The sequence below is a fragment of the Acinetobacter lwoffii genome, from assembly GCF_024129715.1.
Classification (GTDB): domain Bacteria; phylum Pseudomonadota; class Gammaproteobacteria; order Pseudomonadales; family Moraxellaceae; genus Acinetobacter; species Acinetobacter lwoffii_U.
The window spans coordinates 1-21,285 of record NZ_JAMXXM010000011.1; the positions used below are offsets into that span (position 1 = coordinate 1).

Consider the following 21,285-nt stretch of genomic DNA (forward strand, 5'->3'; position numbering starts at 1 on the left):
GACGGAAACGATTTGGTCTAAGAATGAATTTAATTGCTGGAATGGTGAATTGGATGCTCTTAAATTAACTTTCGCAAGAGATCTAATATTTTAAAAAAAATTACGCTTATTAATAGAGAAAACAAAAAAATAAATTAAATATCCGGTCAAATTTTTATTTTCTTTAATCGGTTTAAAATCTAAGAGATTGAGCGCTTAAATCTGGGCTTGGAATATGAAGAGCTAAAAGAGCAAAAGTTTAATACTGTGGTCGGATTTTTTATTTAAACCGACTTGCGCATGATGGCTGCATGGATTTTATCAGCTGAATGGGGAACTCATCATGCGTCGTCACAATTTATGGATTGCAATGCTTGCTGCGACAGCAACTTTAGGGACAACTGCAACGAATGCAGATTTTATTGACGACAGCAATGTTCAACTCAAATTTAAAAACTTTTATCTAGACCGTCAGTATCAAGATGACTACTCATCACGTAATTGGGGTTCTTGGTCACAAGGCGTGACTCTGGATGCCAAGTCGGGTTATCACGATATCGGTGGTGGTGTGCAGGTCGGTGCTGATGTACTGGTGCAACATGCCGTCAAACTCAATGGCCGTGATAAAAATCCGGACTGGGTTTTACCGCACGATGGCAAAGAATCAAAAGACCATTTTGGTAAAGTTGGCGCGACCTTAAAAGCTAAAGTGTCACAAACTGAGCTGAAAGTCGGCGAGTTATTGCCGGTATCTCCAGTCTTGGTATTCGATCCATCCCGTCAGTTATTGACGACTTACAGTGGTGCCTGGTTAGAGTCTAAAGACCTTAAAGATACCAAGTTAACTCTGGCGTATATTGATGGTATTAACAACCGTTATGACAACCAGTTCCGTGATTTAACTAAATTTGCTCCACCAAGTTTCTATGATACGGGTGCTGAAGCTGATGGCATGTGGATTGCGGGTGTAGACCACCAGCTTACTAAAGAAGTAGGGGCGAGCTACTGGTATGCTGATGTTCAAGACATTTACCAACAGCATTATCTGGGTGTCAATTACAAAACTGCGCTTGGTGAAAAAACCAAATTAGATAGCCATATCCGTTACTTCGATAACTCGGAGTCAGGTGACAAGCTGTATGGTGAGATCGATAACCAGGCATTATCTGTCGCTGCAAAAGTGAATCATGGTGCACATAGCGTAGGTGTGGGTTACCAGCAAATGTTTGGTGATAGTGCATTCCCGACATTGGGTGGCTGGGTGCCACAGCCTTATCTGGCGAACTGGGGGGTAGCGATCTTTACCGCACCAGAAGAAAAGTCATGGAGTGTTTCTTATGGCTATGACTTCTCTGAAATGGGTGCAAAAGGCTTAAACGCAACAGCCGTATATTTCAAAGGTTATGATCAGAAAGGTACTGGGGCGTATCAAGGTCAGAACTTCAATACGGATGAAGTGAATGCCATCGTGAACTACACTGTGCCAGAAGGTAAATTAAAAGGTTTGGGTGTACAGGCGATGTATATTGATGTGAATTTTGCCAATCCAGCAAAACCAGACCTGCAAGAATACCGTGTCGCCACCACTTATACGCATGAATTCTAATACCCGTATATTTTAAAAGCAGTCAGTCTTCTGGCTGCTTTTTGGTTTAAGCGTTCCATTGTTCCATTAAAGGCTTAAACTGAATAGGGTTCAATTTTAAATTAATAAATAAAACAAGCATTTAAGTTATATCTATTTTGTAGGATGCAATCGTAATTTTGTATCAGTTTGCTGCGGCTGAGCGGTTAATATAAGGGTGTACACAAGTCATTTTAATGAGTCAACTTGACGTCGAATTCTTGAAAATAGAGGGACACGCAAGCGAAAGACTGTAAGAGGAAGCAATATGAGCACTGTTCAAATCCCTGACTATCAAACAGATCCATTCTTTGGCTTAGAAGATAAATGGATTGAAACCGCTGAAGGCGAGTTGACCCATTACCACGAAATTGGTGAAGGTACGCCTATTCTATTTTTACACGGTTCAGGTACGGGTGTATCGGCTGCGGCAAACTGGTGGTTAAACCTGCCACAAATTGGTGAGCAGGCGCGTTGTATCGCGATTGATACCATTGGTTATGGCCAGACTGTAGTTGCACCGGGTACTGAATATGGTATCCGTGCCTGGGTAGATCATGCGATCCGTACGCTAGACGCTTTGGGTATCGAAAAAACCTGGTTGGTCGGCAACTCTCTGGGTGGCTGGTTAGCATTCCAGATGGCACTGGATTATCCAGATCGCATTTTGGGTATCGTGTCTATGGGTACGGGTGGTGCAAAACAGACTGCTGCACTCAAAGCTCATGCAAACCCAGTTCTTACAGAAGAAGGGATCAAGAAAACCCTTTCTATGTTTGTCGTGAACAAAGACCTGATTACAGATGAACTGGTAAAAGTACGTTTTGCTTCTGCTGCAAATGACTATGCATCAAATCGTTTAATGGATGTGGTTGGCGCACGTGACCGTGACCGTTTCGAGTTCCCATTAGATTTCGAAAAAATGAAAGACATTACTGTGCCTGTATTGCTGATTCATGGTACGCAAGACGTGGTGATTCCGGTTTCTCGTACTTGGGACATCCTGAACATCGTACCAAATGCTGATGCACATATCTTCAGCCAATGCGGTCACTGGTCTCAAGTTGAAAAAGCAGACGAATTCAACACTGTGATCAAAAACTACCTGGCTGTACACGGCGTAAAATAAGCTGAATGTAGTTTTAAAAAAGGATGGCTTCGGTCATCCTTTTTTATATCGGAAATATTTAAGGCAGGGTGCTTAAGTGAGTTTGATTCTCATTTATTTGGATAAATCTAAAAATCTAATAATTTTTATAGGTTTGAGCTATTTAAACTGAGAAAAATCCGAATGAAACTTTATTAGACTTAAGTGGTAAATGCAGCACATTTAGAGCTAAAAATACACAATTTTGGTCGAGGTCAAGTGACAAATTTAAATGCTAGAAATAGATCCTTTATCAAAAAATTAAATTAAAATTGAATTCTTAAGCATAAAATAATAAAACAAAAAAAAGCACATGCCTGTCAAAAGTTGAATGGCATAGGCTTAATGAGAGGAAGAAATGGGATTAATTTTGTTCACTACGGTTAATATCCAGATAGAACACACGGGTCAAAAGTTCAAGAAATTTGCTGACGGCATAGGATTTGTTGTTTTTATGGTAGCTGACATACAGGTCTAAATAGGGCAACTCTACGTCTAGCGGACGAATCACGGTATTGTCCATGGTCAGTGGTGCAATATATCCAGGCAAAATGGTACAGCCCAAGCCCATTCCGATCGAGTTGATATTAAATAAAATATTATCGGCCTTTTGCACAATATTGAATTCAATACCGTGGGCTTTGGCAAAGTCCAGAATTGCCTGGTTCAGGGTCAATGACTGCTCTGCTGATGGAATAATAAAATCAATACCATTCAATGCTTTAAAAGGAATTCTTTCGTGTTTTGCTAAAGGGTGATCTTTAGGCAGGAGAAAAATCAGCGGTTCACGAATCACGAACTGGCTTTCAATTTCATCACTATTGAAATTATGACGGGTAAATGTCAGATCCAGATCGCCTTTTTTTAACAAACGCATCTGCTCATTGTTGTTCAGGCTGAGCAGTTCAATTTTTAAATCCGGGTTCTGTACACGTAGATTTGGCAAGATATAGGGGAAGATTTTCATCTCGGCCACCGGTACAAAACCGATACGGAGCATTTGCTGTTTGGCCTGTGACACCTGACGTGCCATGGCAACGGCTTTATCTGCCTGTGCAAGGGTGAGACGAGCCTGTTCCAGGAATACGGCGCCTTCTTCGGTCAGCTCTACTTTACGTTTGGTCCGGTTGAGTAGCTTTACCCCGACATCTTCTTCCAGGTCTTTGATTTGCTGGCTAAGTGAGGGTTGAGCCGTATAAAGTTTAAGTGCTGCCTTACTAAAATTGAGCTCTTCAGCAACGGTGATAAAGTAGCGAAGGTGTCGTAATTCCATGTCATCAACCCAAAGAGTAATCCAAAAAATGTCTTACTATAATTTCCTCAAAGTATAATCTATAAACAACTATGTCGTGAAGATTATTTTCCCATTCATAAACTAAATGCTCTGGCGGAATTAATAGATGTTTTAATATAAAAATTCACGTGCTTAATAATTGTTTTAAGCTCTTAATTGAAACAAAAAAAATATTTCCCGAAAAACGCTGTCAAATCCATCATCGTTGAAAAGTTGAGTCTATTACTTTGTGCCAAAGATAGGTCACAGGAGAGCTTTTCATGAGTGGAAAAATTGATGTGCGCGAAATCGATGCTTTAGTCGATGCACAAAATGGACGTATTACGCCATCTATTTATACAGATCCTGACATTTACGAATTAGAACTCGAACGTGTTTTCGGTCGTACTTGGTTATTCCTTTGCCATGAAAGCCAAATTCCTAAGGCTGGTGATTTCTTCAACACCTACATGGGTGAAGATCCAATCATTGTGGCACGTCAAAAAGATGGCTCAATCAAAGCATTTTTAAACCAGTGTCGTCACCGCTCTATGCGTGTAAGCTTCGCTGACTGTGGTAATACCCGTGCATTTACTTGCCCGTACCACGGCTGGTCATACGGCATTGACGGTTCTTTAAAAGATATCCCGCTGGAAGATCGTGCTTATCCGCATGGTGCATGTAAAGAGCAATGGGGTCTGGTTGAAGTGAATCGTGTGAAGTCTTACAAAGGCTTGGTATTCGCTTGTTGGGATGAAACCACGCCTGATCTTGAAGAATACATGGGCGATATCGCGTGGTACTTAGATGGCGTTATTGACCGTCGTCCAGGTGGTACGGAAATCATTGGTGGTGTACATAAGTGGGAAATCGAATGTAACTGGAAGTTTGCAGCGGAACAGTTCGCATCTGACCAATACCACGCATTGTTCTCTCACGCTTCTGCGATCCAAGTATTGGGTGCGAAACCAGACGACGAATCATCTAAGAAATTAGGTGCTGCGCAAACTGCTCGTCCAGTTTGGGAAACGGCTAAAGACGCGATCCAATACGGTTCACGTGGTCACGGTTCAGGCTTCTTCTTTACTGAAAAACCAGATGCAAACGTATGGGTTGACGGTGAAGTTGCCAACTACTTCCGTGAAACTTACGACGAAGTTAAAGAGCGCCTAGGCGAGACTCGTGCACTGCGTCTTGCAGGGCACAACACCATGTTCCCAACTTTGTCTTGGTTGAACGGTACTGCAACACTTCGCGTATGGCACCCACGTGGTCCAAACAAAACTGAAGTGTGGGCATTCTGTATCGCAGATGCTGAAGCATCTCAAGAAGTGAAAGAAGCATTTGAACGTTCTGCAACGCGTGCCTTTGGTCCAGCCGGTTTCCTAGAGCAAGATGACTCTGAAAACTGGATCGAGATTCAAAAAGTTTTACGTGGTTATAAAGCGCGTCAAAACAAACTCATTATGGAAATGGGTAAAGGCAACGAAAAAGTACGTGAAGATGGTATCCCGGGTATCACCAACTACATTTTCTCTGAAACTGCAGCACGTGGTATGTACCGCCGCTGGGCAGATTTATTGATCCATGAAAAATGGGGAGACGTGGAAAAAGCAGCTGACGAATATGAGAAGGAGCTTATGAAATGAGTCAAATCAGCTTAGAACTTCATCACCAAATTAGTCAGTTCCTGTATCGCGAAGCAAAATTGCTAGACGATTGGAAATTCCGCGAATGGTTAGATACCTTAGCTGAAGATATTTCTTACACGCTACGTACCACGCCAAACGCACAAACCCGTGATCGTCGTCGTTCAGTTGAACCACCTACAACTTGGGTGTTCAACGATTCGAAAGACCTTTTAGAGCGTCGTGTAGCGCGTCTGGAAACCGGTATGGCTTGGGCTGAAGAGCCTCCATCACGTACCACCCACATGGTGAGCAACGTGATCGTAGAGCCAACTGAAGTTGAAGGCGAATACGACGTGTACGTAACCTATTTGCTATATCGTACGCAAAAAGAGAAAGACATTGTCATTTACTGCGGTAAACGTCATGACAAGATCCGTAAAGTTGAAGGCGGCCTCGGCTTCCAGATCTTCAACCGTAAGATCACGCTTGATCAAGCGACATATAGCTCACATAACCTGAGTGTGTTCTTCTAATGAATAAGATTTTTGTTTGCCAAGTTGACGAATTAGACGAAGGCGAAGCGTTAAAAGTAGATTGTGGTGTAAACGGTATCGAAGCGCTGGCTGTATTTAACAATGGCGGTGAATTCTTCGCTATGAACGATAAATGCAGTCATGGTAATGCTTCTATGTCTGAAGGTTATCTGGAAGATGACGGTACTGTGGAATGTCCATTGCATTCAGCACGTTTCTGTTTAAAAACAGGTGAAGCATTATGTCTACCTGCAACTGATCCAATCAAAACTTTCCCAGTGATTGTTGAAGATGGTCAATTGTTTGTAGAGATGGCAGGAGAGTAATCATGGGTTGGCTACAAGGCGAAGTTGCACTTATTACTGGTGGTGGTTCAGGCTTAGGCTGGGCTTTGGTAGAGCGTTTTATTGAGGAAGGTGCACAAGTCGCTGTTCTTCAGCGTTCACAATCGAAAGTCGATGCTTTAAATGAACACTTCGGTGGAAAAGTTCTTGCGATCGAAGGTGATGTAGCCAGCTATGCAGATAACGTTCGTGCAGTTCAAGCAACTGTGGAACGTTTCGGTAAACTCGATTGTTTCGTTGGTAATGCCGGTATTTGGGATCACTATGCCGATATCGTCAATACCTCTGGTGAGCAGCTGGAAAAAGCCTTTGACGAGATTATGGGTATTAATACCAAGTCTCTGATCTTGGGCGCGAAAGCTGCACTGGATGCATTGATCGCTTCTGAAGGTTCTATCATATTTACTTTGTCTAATTCGGCACTGTACTCCGCTGGCGGAGGCCCTGTATATACTGCATCTAAGCATGCGGGTGTCGGGATTATGAAAGAACTGGCTTACGAGCTTGCGCCTAAAGTACGAGTGAACGCTGTTGCACCGTCAGGTATGAATGTGAATATCAAAGGTGCGGCATCGCTGGGTCAGGAAAATGTGGGCCTGCTCGATGCACGTGATCCTGAGAAAATTGCACGTGGCATGCCACTGAATTTCTTGCCTGAACCGGAAGATATGACCGGTTCATACGTGCTGTTGGCATCTCGTCAAAACAACCGTCCTTTGACTGGTGTTCTGATCAATGCAGAATGCGGTTTGGGTATTCGTGGCCTACGTCAGCCACGTGCAGGTTTCTTTGACGAATAAACATCTAGTCTCATTCAAATGGACTTACCGGCAGCCTCTTCTCTCAGGGCTGCTTTCCTTCTAGGAGTCTCTCATGGCCGTTAAACTTATTTGTGCATCGCACAGTCCTTTAATGGAATTTGCTTCACCTCAAGATCAATCAAAAGAGCAAAAAGTTCGTGCTGCTTTTGAAAAACTCTCTGCTGAAGTAAAAGCTTACGACCCAACCCTGATCATCACTTTTGGTCCAGATCATTTTAATGGTTTCTTCTATGACCTGATGCCAAGTTTCTGTGTCGGTATTCGTGCCAAAGCCGCGGGTGACTGGGATTATGGTAAAGACAATGACCATATTGATGTACCTGAAGACAAGGCATTAGATCTGGTTCGACGTGTACTGGATGAAGGCGTGGATGTTGCCTACTCATACCGTATGCAGGCCGACCATGGTGTGACTCAGCCCTTACATTTCCTGTGTGAAGGCAAACTTGAGCGTTATCCAACGATTCCAATTTTTATTAATGGCGCTGCAGCACCGATGCCAACTACCAAGCGTACCATCGCTTTGGGCCGTGCTGTGGGTCAATACATCAAGTCTTTAAACCTTGAAAACGAGCGTGTGCTTGTTTTAGGTACTGGTGGTCTGTCACATGATCCACCAACACCACAAATGGGTGCTGTACCGCCTGAAGTGGAAGAGTTCCTGATTGCAGGTCGTTATCCAACGCCTGAAGCACGTCATGCACGTCAATCCAAAATTATTGTAGTGGGTCAAAAGCTGGCAGCAGGGGATACGTCAGTTGCCGTGCCTTTGAATGCTGAATGGGATATTGCCCTGCTGGAAACCTTCAAGAACGCTGATTTTGCAACATTAGAAGCGATGACTGAAGCTGAAATCCGCCGTGATGGTGGTCGTGGTGGTCAGGAAGTCCGTTCTTGGATGGCTGCCTTCGCTGCCTTAAGCGAAATGGGTGAGTATGAAATGACCACGCATTGCTATGAAGACATCAGCGAATGGATTGCCGGCTTCGGTATCGTATCTGCAGAGTTAAAAGGTTAAGAAAATGAGCAACGTAAACAACATCGTGATCGTAGGTGCTGGCCAGGCAGGTGCGAGCGCAATTTTAGAACTTCGTGGCAACAAGTATGAAGGCAAAATTACCTTAATTGGTGATGAAAGCCATCTTCCTTATGAGCGTCCACCGCTGTCTAAAGATGTGATTCTAAAACCTGAAGAGACCAAGATCGAAATCCTGTCAGAACAGAAACTGGCAGATTTAGGTGTGGAAACAATTCGCGGTAATGGCGTGGCGAAAATCAATGCCGAGGCGAAAACGGTTGAACTCCTCAACGGTGATGTTGTTGCTTATGACAAACTCTTGCTTGCAACAGGTGGTGCCGCGCGCCGTTTGCCTAATTTCGATGCTTTGGGTAAACACGTCTATACCCTTCGTAACCTGGAAGATTCACAGGCACTGGTGCCTGTACTTCAAGCCGGTCGCCGTATCATCCTGATCGGTGGTGGCGTGATTGGTCTTGAGTTGGCATCATCTGCACGTTACAAAGACTGTCAGGTGACTGTGATCGAAATGGGTCCGATTGTTATGGGTCGTTGTTCACCACAAATCCTGAGCGAATTCCTGCTAGAGCAGCATCGTCAAAACCAGGTCGATGTGCGTCTTGAAACCAAGATTACAGATTGCCGTTTAGATGGTGAAGAAGTCGTGGTAACGCTGGAAGGCGGTGAAGAACTGCGTGCCGATGCTGTAGTTTACGGGATCGGGGTCGTGCCAAATGCACAGCTTGCCGTAGATGCAGGTTTGGACGTTGATGTTGCGATTAAAGTCAATGAAAACTGCCAAACCTCGAATGCTGATATTTATGCAGCAGGCGATGTTGCGACTCAGTTACGTGACTGTGGCAATCACCGCCGTGTGGAAACCTGGGAAAATGCTAACCTGCAAGCAGGCATCTTCGCGCGTCACGTGATGGGGGTGGAACATCCGAAAGCCAATCCGGCCTGGTTCTGGACGGATCAGCTGAATATCAACTTCCAGTTTGTCGGCGATATGGCCGCAGCTGAATGGCATATCCGTGGTGAAATGGATGCAGCCAAAGGTGCAGACAATTCATTCGTGATGTACGGTGTGACTGATGGTCAGATCGTTGGCGGGATTACCGTGAATGCAGCCAAAGAAATGCGTCATTTGAAAAAAATGATCAGCAAAAATACGGCGTTTGATGTTGAAAAACATTTAGATATCGCGCAAGACTTACGCAAAATTGCTTAAGTCGTATTGAGATATCTTGGGACAGACCTATGTTTTGCATAGGTCTGTTTTTTATGCACGAAACTTGATGAATTTATCAAAAATTAAAACTTCATCTCAGCATGAATTCGCTATACGCTATTTTTGAAGTTGCTGATCCAGAACTTCTTGGCCTCGTTTAGGAGACTTATGAGTTCTTCATCTTCATTGCCGGTCACGGCAAGTATTTACGCTTTATTGGTGCTGATCTGGGCGGCAACGCCACTGGCGATTGTCTGGAGCGTGGCCGAGATTCACCCGATGTGGGTGCTGATCATTCGCTATTTTGGTGCCTCGATTATTGCGTTGTTCCTGCTGAAGATCATGCGCGACCCGCTGCCTTTTGACCGCACTTCAATGAAAAGTTATCTGGCAGGCAGTTTGAATTTAATCGGTGCGCAGCTGTTTATTTATCTGGCGGCCAATTATCTGACCTCAGGTTTGATGGCGCTAATTTTTGGTTTTTCACCGCTGATCGCCGGTTTAATCGGTCATGTGATTTTAAAAACCCATAAACTGATCTGGCTGCAATGGCTCGGCATGGCAGTGGCCGTCGCCGGTTTATGTTTTGTTTTTGCCGACTCGGCAGACAGCAAGATCAATCCTTGGGGTGTAGTGCTGATGCTGATCAGTATGGTGTCTTATATCAGCTCGATCTTCTGGGTTAAACAGATCAGTGCCCCCTTGAGTCCGATGTCGCAAGCTACAGGTTCATTGCTGGTCTCCGTGGCTGGTTCAGTCATTTTAGTGCCGTTTATCTGGCAACATATGCCGACTCAGTTACCTAGCACACAGGCCATGATCGGTTTTATATTTACCATGATCATGTCTTCGATTGTGGCAATGCTGTGTTATTTCTGGCTGATTCGCCGTCTAAATGCTTCCACCGTCTCATTGAGTAATGTGATGACGCCAGTGATTGCCTTGGTACTGGGGGCAACCTTAAATCATGAAATTATCAGCAGTCATGCTTTTGCGGGAATTGCCGTGGTGATGTTCGGGATCATCATGTATTTCTGGAAAGAATGGCGCCAGCAGTATTTTTCTAAACTGCGTTAATACAACATGATAAAAAAGGAAGTTTAGGCCACTGCTGTCCCATAATTTAAAATTTTATTTCTGCACCAAATCAACATGATGATATTTTATATTTAAGTGTTTGATATTTATTTATATTTAATTATTTCACAGCCTTATCTTTTCTTTAAAAGTTTAAGTCACTTTGTGTAGGCTGAACCCTACTTTTGACAGACTAAAAGTAGGCAAAAGTCTTTATTTCCCATACACGACGTCCTGAGCTAGTTTTAAGCACTGCTTTAAAATGCAGCGCAAGGATGGGGAATGTGTGGCATCCTTGCCACACTCACAAATCTAACACCTGTAATTCAACTATGGGACAGCAGTGGGCTTCATCTTCCTTTTTATGGGCTTGCAATCTGCGTAAATCGTACAAATGCATCATATTTCACCACAGCGTTTCACATGGAACATTTATATACGCACTGGCGAAATAATCAACAGTTGCGCTAAACACAACAAAAGCATAAACAACTAGAACAATGACATTGGATACTATGCAATAAGTTATAAAATCAAATAGATCTATTGGATAACAATAATGCTTAGCCAAAATACTTAGGACAAACTTGAATGTCTGATTCGAATAAGATTGTGGTTTATGCGGCACTGGCAGGTAATCTGGCCATTGCGCTGGTTAAATTTGTTGCGTCCTATATAACCAATAGCTCTGCCATGTTCAGTGAAGCCATTCATTCTGTAGTAGATACCTTGAATGAAATTTTACTGCTGTATGGCATGAAAAAATCAGAAAAACCTGCAAATGCCAAACATCCTTTTGGTTATGGGCGTGAACTGTATTTTTGGGCTTTTATTGTGGCACTGATGGTTTTTGCCTTGGGTGCGATTGTGTCCATTTATCAAGGGATACAGCATATTCTTCAGCCTGAAGTCATGCAGGATCCATTGATTAATTATATTGTGCTAGGTCTGGCGATTCTTTTTGAAGGATTTTCATGGTCGGTGGCTTTAAAAACCTTTCGTAAACAAAAGGGAAATCTGGGATATTTTGAAGCCTTTCGACACAGTAAAGATCCAACGACCTTTACCGTGTTATTTGAAGATACTGCCGCCCTGGTCGGCTTGGTGATTGCTCTGGTCGGTATCTTTCTGGCGCATCAACTGAATATTCCTGAATTGGACGGTGCCGCATCGATTTTAATTGGTATTGTTCTGGCGGTTTCTGCCTGGTTTCTGGCACGTGAAACCAAAGGTTTGTTACTGGGTGAAACGGCAGATCCAAAACTGCGTGAAGATGTATTGAACATTGCTCAACAGGATGCGGCAGTTTTTAGTGCTAATGGGGTATTGACTGAGCAGATGGGTGCTCAGCAAGTCATTGCATCATTGAGTCTGGAATTTAAAGATGATTTAACTTCTGATGAAATTGAAGCCTGTGTCAACCGGATCGAAGCGCAGATTAAACAGCTGCACCCGGAAATTATTGCTTTATTTGTGAAACCCCAAACCAAGGCCGTATGGCTGGAACGAACTCAAGGTCGTGTATAAAGATCTAAAAAACGCTTGAGGTTGGTATTTTGATCTCAACTTGCCTTTCTCGCACAACTGATGTGATGATACTGATGTATGGGGAATTCCATCATAAAATCATCAATGGGCAGGTATGCTCTTGTCAGCATAGGCTTATAAATGTTTAGTATCATTTTGTATTTTTAGACAGAAGGGCGCGAGCGACATTCTTCTAGATAGTCCAAGGCTTCAGTCAGTCAAAAGGCCGATGAAATGCCATTTTTTTGCTAAAAATAACAAAAACATACATGATTTCCTATGACGGATTTCATACTATGTTGCAGTGTGCCTGTTTTTAGTTTGTATGCTCATTAAAAGATGCACCGCTTGACCATTTCAAGAGGTTGTTGTCTTGCATATAGCGAATAATAAATAGTGGATGTTTATGCAAGATCTTCTCAAAACTAAAAAATTCCAGTTAATCACGGAATCCAGTTGGAAACATCTCTGGTCTAAGCCAGTGTTTGAGTATCTGCATTCAGATCATTTCGACGGAAAACAGTTTCGTAATCTTGAGCATGCATCTCTATCGCGCGGTCGCTTTGATTTATACAAATGGCTCATTACCCGAAAATCCAAAACCTGGAATGTTAATCTTGATGAAGAGCGTGCCGAGTTTTTTTCTCGTCCGCGCGCATTGCCACAGCAGCGTCCAGATGCAGCTCTGGATGACTGGCAAGTCTGGTTTATTGGTCACGCCACCACATTAATTCAGATCGGCCCCTATAACTTCCTGACTGATCCGGTTTGGGCTGAATATGCCAGTCCATCGGCTTCCACAGGGCCGCAGCGGGTCATTCCGGCTGGCATTGCTCTGGATGAGTTACCCCAGATTGATGCTGTACTACTTAGCCATAACCATTATGATCATATGGATCTGGCCAGTCTGGAATGGCTGTACAACACTTTTGAGATGCCGATTTATACCGGTCTGGGTAATGCCTGGTATTTGCCAGAACATTATACCGTGCATGAAATGGACTGGTGGGAAAATGCCTTTTTTGAAGAGATCCGGATTGTCTATACGCCGGCTCAACATGCCTCAGGACGTGGCATGCGCGATCAGAACTGTGCACTTTGGGGAGGCTTTTCTTTATTACATGGTAAGGAACATTGTTTCTTTGCCGGAGATAGCGGCTACGCCTCGCATTTTAAAGAAATCCGTAAACGTCTGGGTGCACCGCGGATTGCCTTGCTTCCGATAGGAGCGTATGAGCCACGTGAACTGATGCGTGCGATCCATATGAATCCGGAAGATGCCTTTCATGCCCATCATGACTTGCAGGCCAAATGTTCACTGGCGATTCATTACCGTACTTTTCAGCTCACGGATGAAGACCGGGATGCGCCGGAACATGAGTTGCATGAGATCATCAAGCATTCTTCCAAGTTGATTAATCCGTTTTATTGCATACGTGAAGGCAAACGAATTATTGTTTAAATATTTTACTCTGTTCCTGTTGGATGAGTTGAATGGCCACTACAGAAAGCATCAGCATGGCGGTATTCATCACCACAGGATTGAATGCTGCAGTAAGTTGCAACGGGGCTGTGAATGCAATCAGCAGTAGTAATCCAGCAAGTCCGATAATATTCAACCCATGCAAGAGTATGGACCGGTTCCATTTCAGAAAGCATAAGCCAAATAGCATTTCACATCCTCCGGAAAGTCCAACCAAGACTTTGGCCAGTGCCAGCTCAAAACCCATATTTTGCCAAATGCTAATTTCAGCGGGTGATTGGAACAGAATTTTTGGAATGAGTCCCTGATAGAGCCATAGTATGACCAAAGTCAGCTGGATAGTACGCAGTGGTTGTAGGAATACAGGTTTAGGATTCACGAACAGCTTCTTCCAGAAAATGGCGTTTATTTTCGCTGGATGGAATCAGGCAATACTCGGTTTTACCAAATAGCTTGTAACGATTTAAAGCAATCACACGATACAGAAAGTCGCGGATAAAACGCGGAACCAAATAACCTGCGCTCATTAAATTAAAAGGAAAACCGAGATGCTGCAGTACTTTCAGCAAGGCAGTCGATTCGGTATAGAGTGTGCCATCTTGAATGACGAGCATCGTGGTGTAATGTTCAGTGGGCATCTGATAATGTTCGAGCAGAGCTGTACCTAAAGGCGATTGGGCGGAAACCAGTTTAAACTGAATCTTTTTATCGTATTTAATCAGAAACCGTGTCCAGCCATTGCAGATTACGCAAACAGCATCAAATAAAACAATGTCGTGTTGTTGAATGATGTCTTCAATATTTGGATGCATTGTTGTATTTCTTTTTGTGCCAGCTTGTTTCTATAGTGCTTGATGCTGCAATAAAAAAACCACCCGAAGGTGGTTTCTATACATGTCTAAACTGGCTTAGAGAAAGCTAGGCAAACCTTTGGCTGGATCGCTTTCACGTGCTGCTTGGGCATCTGCTACAGTCATACCTAAGGCCTTAGCAACGCCTTGCCCATAAGCTGGATCGCAAGCGTAACAGTTGCGGATGTGACGGTATTTAATGAAATCTAGCGCATCACCCATCGCTCCGGCCGTGTTATTAAACAGAGCCTGTTTCTGCTGGTCATTCATCAGGTTGAACAGGGCGCGTGGCTGGCTGAAGTAATCATTGTCATCTTCACGGAAATCCCAGAAATCGGCATCACCAGTGATTTTCAGTGGAGGCTCTCTGAATTCCGGTTGTTCCTGCCACTGGCTAAAACTGTTCGGCTCGTAATGTGGCAATGAACCATAGTTGCCATCTATGCGGCCTTGACCATCACGGCGGTTCGAATGTACAGGACAACGTGCAGCATTGACCGGAACCTGTGAATGATTCACGCCAACACGGTAACGCGCTGCATCGGCATAGTTCACTAAACGTGCCTGTAACATACGGTCCGGTGAGTAGCTGATACCCGGTACAAGATTGCTTGGTGCAAAGGCTGCTTGTTCTACATCCTGGAAATAGTTTTCCGGATTGCGGTTCAGCTCGAATTCACCGACTTCAATCAGTGGATAATCGCCTTTCGGCCAGACTTTGGTCAGGTCAAATGGATGATAAGGCACTGTTTCGGCTTCCAGTTCTGGCATGACCTGAACGTACATTTTCCATTTTGGATAGTCACCACGTTCGATGGCATCAAACAGGTCGGTCTGGCTGCTTTCACGGTCTTTAGCAATCAAGTCTGCAGCTTCAGCATCGGCCAGGTTTTGAATACCTTGCTGGGTACGCATATGGAATTTTACCCAGAAGCGTTCATTCTTGGCATTGATAAAGCTGAAGGTATGGCTGCCAAAACCATGCATATGACGGTAACCAGTCGGGATCCCACGATCTGACATGACAATAGTCACTTGATGCAAAGCTTCGGGTAAGAGTGTCCAGAAATCCCAGTTATTGGTGGCACTGCGTTTGTTGGTTTTCGGGTCACGTTTGACTGCTTTATTCAGGTCAGGGAACTTGCGGGCATCCCGCAGGAAAAACACCGGAGTGTTATTGCCGACCAGATCCCAGTTGCCTTCTTCGGTATAGAATTTTAAGGCAAAACCGCGAATATCACGTTCTGCATCGGCCGCGCCACGTTCACCTGCCACTGTTGAGAAACGCGCAAACATTTCGGTTTTTTTGCCGACTTCAGAGAAAATTTTAGCGCGGCTATATTGGGTAATATCGTTGGTCACGGTAAAGGTGCCGAAAGCACCTGAACCTTTGGCATGCATACGACGCTCTGGAATCACTTCACGGACAAAGTTGGCCAGTTTTTCATTCAGCCATAAATCCTGGGCAAGTAAAGGTCCACGCGCACCTGCCGTCATACTGTTCTGGTTGTCGACCACAGGCGCACCAGCTTCAGTAGTCAGGTGGGTGACAGGGCATTTTTTAAAATCTTGGCTCATCTTTCCTCTCCAAGTTTTGAATATCTTGTGTCGTTTATCTAGTATTCATAAAATATTGAGATATACGCTAATCAAATCAGGTTTCACTATATTTACAATATCTTTAAATAAAAGGTGTGACAGCACAAAACGGAATTCAAGATATAATTGAGTGAGCTCACTCAAAACGTATTTTTAAAGTTAATAAAGTTTAAAATATTGAAAATTAAATGGTTACTTTTAAAAAGTAACGGGTTTTCCACTCTCTGACAATATCAAATTCTATATATTTTGAATAACTCAAATAATGAATGGGATTAAACGAAAATAACAATATCTAAGTCCATAATATGTTTTTATCAAAGGATAAAAATAATAAGTGAAAAGTGTTATTTAAAATACATTTTATAACTGATTTATTTTAAATAGTTTTTTAATCAACTTTTGTTGGTCTGAAGAAACCCATAAAAATAATGAATGGAATAAGGGTGTTTTCTGGCTATAGCTCGCATTTTTGCATACAGAAAATCCTATCCAGATGGTCTTTATTTTTAAAAAAGCATTGGCAAATATGCTTGAAAATTAGTCAGTCGGCCCTATAATTATCTCACTCCTTCCTCAAAATCACATAGAGAGTAAAATGGCCAAGAAAAAAACAGCCGAGCAGGTGGTGATCCACAATTTTGTGGCAAAACACATGCATGAAGTCAACAAAAGCCAGGTCTTTGTAGACCGAAAGAAAAATGCAAAACGTGGCTACAACAAGCACAGACAAGGGCGATATTCCATGGAAGATCGCCCTTTTTTTAATGGTTGCTTAAGGTCTGTAAGGTGGCTGGGGACGACGCGGTGGCTGTTTAGGATTGGTTTTAACTGGAGAGAGCGGGGCGACAGGCCGGTTGTTACGAGTTTGCGAATATTGATTTGGATGCCGGGATGACGTTGTCGATTCATCCGCAATTAAGTCATTAAAGAATTTATTGAGTCTACTGTGCACTGGCGCTTTGTGGTGAGGGGAGTGAGGCTGTGGTCTGGCCTGCTGAAAACTGGCAAATTGATCTTTTTGCTGATGATAGAGTCTGGCAGCAATGACGGAGGGGTCGTCTCTGCCTAAACGCCGCCGTTGCGATGCCGAAATTTCAATGCCCAATAATGGAGTCATTTTAGGCCGATCGGCATAGCTCGTTGCTCGATTGCTGGCAGGGCGTATATAAGATGAACCGGAATTATGAGCTTCTTTGCGGGCAGCCAAAGCCGGTGCAAGAATGACTACATAGAACACCGCAACAATCATGAATAGGATGACCAGAAATTCCATAACCACCTCTACCACTGTCGAGGGACTGGAAAAAGTCCCGTATTAGGCACTCACTATACGTGATGCTGATTTCACCATATCCCCTAAACCATGGGTTCTGAAATAATATTCTAACCAGCTTTTTACCATAAGTGGATTGTCCATTTTTAACACATGTGCCAGTAATTCCTGGGCATCACTCATCGGAACATGACAAATGGTTTTACGTACCCGCAAAATATTACTGGAACTCATCGACAGGGTATTAAAGCCCATGGCCATGAGCAAAACTGCAGACAGCGGATCGCCTGCCATTTCACCGCAGATACTGACCGGTTTTTCATTGCGATGACAGTCCTGCACCAGACGGGTTAAGGCACGAAGTACTGCTGGGTGTAAATGTGAATAGACATTGGCCACCCGCGGATTATTGCGGTCCACGGCCAACAGATATTGGGTTAGATCGTTGGAGCCGACCGAGAAGAAATCCACCAGTTCGGAAAATTCATCAATCTGATGTAGCACACTTGGCACTTCCACCATGATGCCGAGTTTTGGCTTGTTTACCTTGACCTGTTCTTCTTCCTGAATCGCCGCATGATCACGTTCTAGCAGGTAGAGCGCTTCCTCGACTTCGCTGACACTGGTCACCATCGGCAGCAGAATATGCAGGTTATTCAGCCCGATACTGGCCTTGAGCATGGCGCGAATCTGTGAAGAAAAAATTTCCGGATGATCCAGGGTAAAACGAATGCCGCGCCAGCCGAGTGCCGAATTTTCTTCTTCAATCGAGAAATACGGCAGGTCTTTGTCTGCACCAATGTCCAGCGTCCGCATCACCACCGGTTTATTGGCAAAGTGACTAAGCTGCTGACGATAAATCGCACGTTGTTCTTCTTCGCCCGGGAAGCGGTCACGCAACATAAACGGAATTTCAGAACGGTATAAACCGACACCTTTGGCACCGCGCTGCACGCCACGCACCACATCAATCATCAGGCCGGTATTGACGTAGAGTTTGACCGCTACGCCATCCGGAGTAATCGCATCTTTGGTTTCGTACTGGCGCAAATCTTTGGCAATCTGTTCTTCTTCTTTTTGAATTTCTTTATAGCGACTGCGCAGGCGACGTGGCGGATTAATAAACACCCGCCCCTGATGTGCATCGACAATCATCTCGACATCATCGAGGGTGTTGATTGGCAGTTCGGTTACGCCGACTACGGTGGGAATGCCAAGGGCACGCGCCACAATCACCATATGCGAGTTCATGGCGCCTTCAGTGGTGACAATCGCGGCAATTTTATCCACGGGCAGTTCAACCAGTGCAGCCGTCGATATTTCCTCACCAATTAGAATACTTTCATCGGTCAGTTCACGGTGACTGGCATCGGCTTCCTGTAAGCGCGCCAGAATGCGGCGGCCCAGATCTTTTAAGTCCGCCACCCGCTCACGTAAATAATCATCTTCCATCTGGGAGAATTGTGCCACATGATTGTCAATGACAATTCGCACGGCGCCTTGTGCCCAGTGACCTTCACGAATAAAAGCCTTGATTTCTGCAGGCAGGGCATTTTCATCCAGCATACGCAAGAACACGCTAAACAGTGCGCGTTCCTCGGCCATCAACGCATCCTGCATTTTGTCATCTAGCGACTGGATTTCTTCGCGGACTGAATTCAGGGCGTTATCTAATAGCTCCAGTTCTTCGCTAATGTCATCCGCTTCACGGTCAGGGACTGCGGCAAGATCTGCTGGCGGATAAAGAATCACTGCACGACCTAAGGCAATACCACCCGAGCCAGAAACTCCCTGAAAGGTTTTATAGGCGGGCAGGTTGCTCGGTTTACGGAATACATCGATATTGCCGACGGCATGGGCATGGGCGATGACGCCAGAAAGCTGCGCACAGAGTGTCACCAGAAAGGATTCAGCAGCTTCAGAAAAGTCCTGTGATTCTTTGTTCTGAACCACCAGCACACCCATCACCTTACGGCGATACATCACTGGCACACCGAGGAAGGAGTTATAAATTTCCTCACCGGTTTCAGGTAAAAACAGGAAGCGCTCGTGTTTAGGGGCATTGTCCAAATTGACAATTTCCTCACGCTGCCCAACCAGGCCCACCAGACCTTCGCCGGTTTGCAAAGACACATGGCCGACAGATTCTGCATTCAGGCCTTTAGACGCCATGAGCAGATAACGCTGATTGCGTTCATCGAGGAGATAGATCGAGCAGACATCAACCTGCATGGCCTCGGCCACATGTTTGACCATAATGTCGAGTGATTCATGCAAACTGGTGGACGCATTGATCTCCTGAACAATACGTCTCAAGGTGTCCAGTTGCATATTCGACATAAGGTCTGCTCCGTCTATTCAGAATTTCAGTGATTAAGTTTATTTATAACAATAGCCGCGTAAAAAATCTGCATTATTTATGCGATTTTTTAAGGTTTTTGCTGGGGCAGTTGCTGACACAACTCCACCAGGGCTTTGCGGTAAACATCACGTTTGAAATTCACGACTTGACCGAGTGGGTACCAGTAACTGACCCATTGCCATTGATCAAATTCGGGCGGATCAGACAGATTCAACTGAATATGCTGAACGGGGGCCGTGAGTTTGAGTAAAAACCACTTTTGTTTTTGACCGATACAGACCGGATCAGAGTCCGTACGAATGTATCGATGGGGCAAACGATAGCGCAACCAGCCTTTGGTTTGCGCGACTATCTGGACGTGTTCGGGCAATAAGCCAACTTCTTCTCTCAGCTCACGATAGAGTGCCTGCTCGGGGGTTTCTCCATATTGGATCCCGCCTTGTGGAAATTGCCATGCATTATGACCAATGCGTTTTGCCCATAAAACCTGTCCAGCATCGTTTGCCAAAATGATCCCGACATTCGGTCGGAAACCTTCAGAGTCGATCATTTGGCTACCTAAAAATTGTTTAATTTATGCCTTTGCCATCGGGGAGCATTATTTCGTTATCCAACTCGAAAAAAGCAAAGTTTAAAAATGTTAAAATTGCTATGATCTTAACGAATTTCTATCGACTAGCGGAGATAGATTTACAATTTTTTTCTTAAATTTCAGTTTTAACGAGTATTTTCATGAAATTGGCGCTATTTGATCTCGATCACACCTTGTTAAACACGGATTCGGATCATTCTTGGGGAGAGTTTTTGGTCAGTGAGGGCCTGGTCGATCCAGTTCAGCATCGCGCCATGAATGACAAGTTCTATGATGATTATAAAAAAGGCCAGCTGGATCCTTATGCCTATAATGAATTTGTGTTCCAGTTTCTGACCAAACATGACAATGATTATTTGACTGAATTACATCAACTGTTCATGCAAAAAGTCATTCGTCCACAAATGCGTCCCGAAGGTTTTAAAGCCATTGAGCGCCACCGTGAAGCAGGGCATGCCTTAGTGGGCATTACCGCGACTTCAGACTTTATTACTGCCCCCATTTTTCGTGAATTCGGAATTACTGAAATTATTGCCACCAATGCTGAAGTCATTGATGGGAAATATACTGGTAAAGTCATCAATACTGCATGCTATCAACAAGGCAAGCTGGTGCGTCTGGAACAATGGCTGGAAGGCCGTGATGTCACCGAGTCTTGGGCTTATTCAGATTCGATTAATGACCGTTTCTTGCTGGAATATGCGGATCATGCGATTGCAGTCAATCCGGATGATCGCTTGGAAACTCTAGCCCAAGAACAAGGCTGGGAAATACAGGACTGGTCGATCTAAGTATTCTAGTCCCATTCATGTGATTTATTCAGCACAACTTCGGTTGTGCTTTTTATTTGCCTCAATGGAATATTAATGTTTTTTCACAGTCAGGCTGAATCAGACATGCTATGCTCAAAAAACAGG

General features: G+C 44.2%; 19 protein-coding genes and 1 pseudogene. 13 read left to right on the forward strand and 7 right to left on the reverse strand.

The window, feature by feature from the left end; translation table 11 throughout:
* Window positions 1-322: 322 nt before the first annotated feature.
* Window positions 323-1,585 carry an OprD family outer membrane porin gene (locus NI462_RS08695; protein ID WP_253160157.1) on the forward strand — a complete coding sequence of 421 codons (1,263 nt, stop codon included), beginning with the start codon at window positions 323-325 and terminating at the stop codon, window positions 1,583-1,585.
* 286 nt (window positions 1,586-1,871) lie between these two features.
* A complete protein-coding gene (locus tag NI462_RS08700) occupies window positions 1,872-2,732 on the forward strand; it encodes an alpha/beta fold hydrolase (protein ID WP_004278523.1) in 861 nt (286 codons plus the stop codon).
* A 382-nt stretch (window positions 2,733-3,114) separates the two neighbouring features.
* Here NI462_RS08700 and hcaR read toward each other — a convergent pair whose 3' ends face one another.
* Window positions 3,115-4,023 carry a DNA-binding transcriptional regulator HcaR gene (gene hcaR / locus NI462_RS08705; RefSeq protein WP_253160159.1) on the reverse strand — a complete coding sequence of 303 codons (909 nt, stop codon included), beginning with the start codon at window positions 4,021-4,023 and terminating at the stop codon, window positions 3,115-3,117.
* A gap of 281 nt (window positions 4,024-4,304) precedes the next feature.
* Between hcaR and hcaE the strand changes: the two genes are divergently transcribed.
* From hcaE to NI462_RS08750, 9 genes are all read left to right on the forward strand, one after another.
* A complete protein-coding gene (gene hcaE, locus NI462_RS08710; protein WP_253160161.1) occupies window positions 4,305-5,672 on the forward strand; it encodes a 3-phenylpropionate/cinnamic acid dioxygenase subunit alpha in 1,368 nt (455 codons plus the stop codon).
* Complete coding sequence (hcaF, locus tag NI462_RS08715; RefSeq protein WP_004647365.1) at window positions 5,669-6,187, forward strand: 3-phenylpropionate/cinnamic acid dioxygenase subunit beta; 519 nt, start codon at window positions 5,669-5,671, stop codon at window positions 6,185-6,187. Before hcaE ends, hcaF begins: the two co-directional genes overlap by 4 nt.
* A complete protein-coding gene (hcaC, locus tag NI462_RS08720; RefSeq protein ID WP_004278517.1) occupies window positions 6,187-6,513 on the forward strand; it encodes a 3-phenylpropionate/cinnamic acid dioxygenase ferredoxin subunit in 327 nt (108 codons plus the stop codon). Before hcaF ends, hcaC begins: the two co-directional genes overlap by 1 nt.
* A gap of 2 nt (window positions 6,514-6,515) precedes the next feature.
* A complete protein-coding gene (gene hcaB / locus NI462_RS08725; protein WP_253160163.1) occupies window positions 6,516-7,331 on the forward strand; it encodes a 3-phenylpropionate-dihydrodiol/cinnamic acid-dihydrodiol dehydrogenase in 816 nt (271 codons plus the stop codon).
* 73 nt (window positions 7,332-7,404) lie between these two features.
* Window positions 7,405-8,370: a 3-carboxyethylcatechol 2,3-dioxygenase gene (locus NI462_RS08730; RefSeq protein ID WP_253160165.1), complete on the forward strand. Its 966-nt coding sequence runs from the start codon at window positions 7,405-7,407 to the stop codon at window positions 8,368-8,370.
* 4 nt (window positions 8,371-8,374) lie between these two features.
* A complete protein-coding gene (gene hcaD, locus NI462_RS08735) occupies window positions 8,375-9,601 on the forward strand; it encodes a 3-phenylpropionate/cinnamic acid dioxygenase ferredoxin--NAD(+) reductase subunit (RefSeq protein WP_253160167.1) in 1,227 nt (408 codons plus the stop codon).
* 168 nt (window positions 9,602-9,769) lie between these two features.
* Window positions 9,770-10,678: a DMT family transporter gene (locus NI462_RS08740; RefSeq protein WP_253160169.1), complete on the forward strand. Its 909-nt coding sequence runs from the start codon at window positions 9,770-9,772 to the stop codon at window positions 10,676-10,678.
* Window positions 10,679-11,269: 591 nt separating this feature from the next.
* Window positions 11,270-12,205 carry a cation diffusion facilitator family transporter gene (locus NI462_RS08745; RefSeq protein WP_253160171.1) on the forward strand — a complete coding sequence of 312 codons (936 nt, stop codon included), beginning with the start codon at window positions 11,270-11,272 and terminating at the stop codon, window positions 12,203-12,205.
* A gap of 406 nt (window positions 12,206-12,611) precedes the next feature.
* Entirely contained in the window at window positions 12,612-13,667 is a 1,056-nt protein-coding gene (locus NI462_RS08750; protein WP_219308282.1) for an MBL fold metallo-hydrolase, read from the forward strand.
* On the opposite strand, the gene NI462_RS08755 is transcribed toward NI462_RS08750, so the two are convergent.
* From NI462_RS08755 to NI462_RS08765, 3 genes are all read right to left on the reverse strand, one after another.
* Entirely contained in the window at window positions 13,657-14,067 is a 411-nt protein-coding gene (locus NI462_RS08755) for a DoxX-like family protein (protein WP_071850443.1), read from the reverse strand. The two genes, NI462_RS08750 and NI462_RS08755, sit on opposite strands and share 11 nt — an antisense overlap.
* Window positions 14,057-14,500: a thiol-disulfide oxidoreductase DCC family protein gene (locus tag NI462_RS08760; protein WP_005107981.1), complete on the reverse strand. Its 444-nt coding sequence runs from the start codon at window positions 14,498-14,500 to the stop codon at window positions 14,057-14,059. Before NI462_RS08760 ends, NI462_RS08755 begins: the two co-directional genes overlap by 11 nt.
* A gap of 96 nt (window positions 14,501-14,596) precedes the next feature.
* Complete coding sequence (locus NI462_RS08765; protein ID WP_253160174.1) at window positions 14,597-16,117, reverse strand: catalase; 1,521 nt, start codon at window positions 16,115-16,117, stop codon at window positions 14,597-14,599.
* Between the two features lie 619 nt (window positions 16,118-16,736).
* Here NI462_RS08765 and NI462_RS15200 point away from each other — a divergent pair.
* Window positions 16,737-16,901: pseudogene (locus NI462_RS15200) on the forward strand (DUF7230 family protein); the annotation flags it as partial.
* A 12-nt stretch (window positions 16,902-16,913) separates the two neighbouring features.
* On the opposite strand, the gene NI462_RS08770 reads toward NI462_RS15200, so the two are convergent.
* The 3 genes from NI462_RS08770 to NI462_RS08780 form a co-directional block, all read right to left on the reverse strand.
* A complete protein-coding gene (locus NI462_RS08770) occupies window positions 16,914-17,414 on the reverse strand; it encodes a hypothetical protein (protein ID WP_253160176.1) in 501 nt (166 codons plus the stop codon).
* Window positions 17,415-17,456: 42 nt separating this feature from the next.
* On the reverse strand, window positions 17,457-19,754 hold the full coding sequence (gene ptsP / locus NI462_RS08775; protein WP_253160178.1) for a phosphoenolpyruvate--protein phosphotransferase: 2,298 nt from the start codon (window positions 19,752-19,754) through the stop codon (window positions 17,457-17,459).
* Window positions 19,755-19,843: 89 nt separating this feature from the next.
* Entirely contained in the window at window positions 19,844-20,326 is a 483-nt protein-coding gene (locus tag NI462_RS08780) for an RNA pyrophosphohydrolase (RefSeq protein WP_004278502.1), read from the reverse strand.
* Window positions 20,327-20,508: 182 nt separating this feature from the next.
* Here NI462_RS08780 and NI462_RS08785 point away from each other — a divergent pair, with 182 nt between their 5' ends.
* Complete coding sequence (locus tag NI462_RS08785; protein WP_005107974.1) at window positions 20,509-21,159, forward strand: HAD family hydrolase; 651 nt, start codon at window positions 20,509-20,511, stop codon at window positions 21,157-21,159.
* Window positions 21,160-21,285 lie beyond the last annotated feature (126 nt).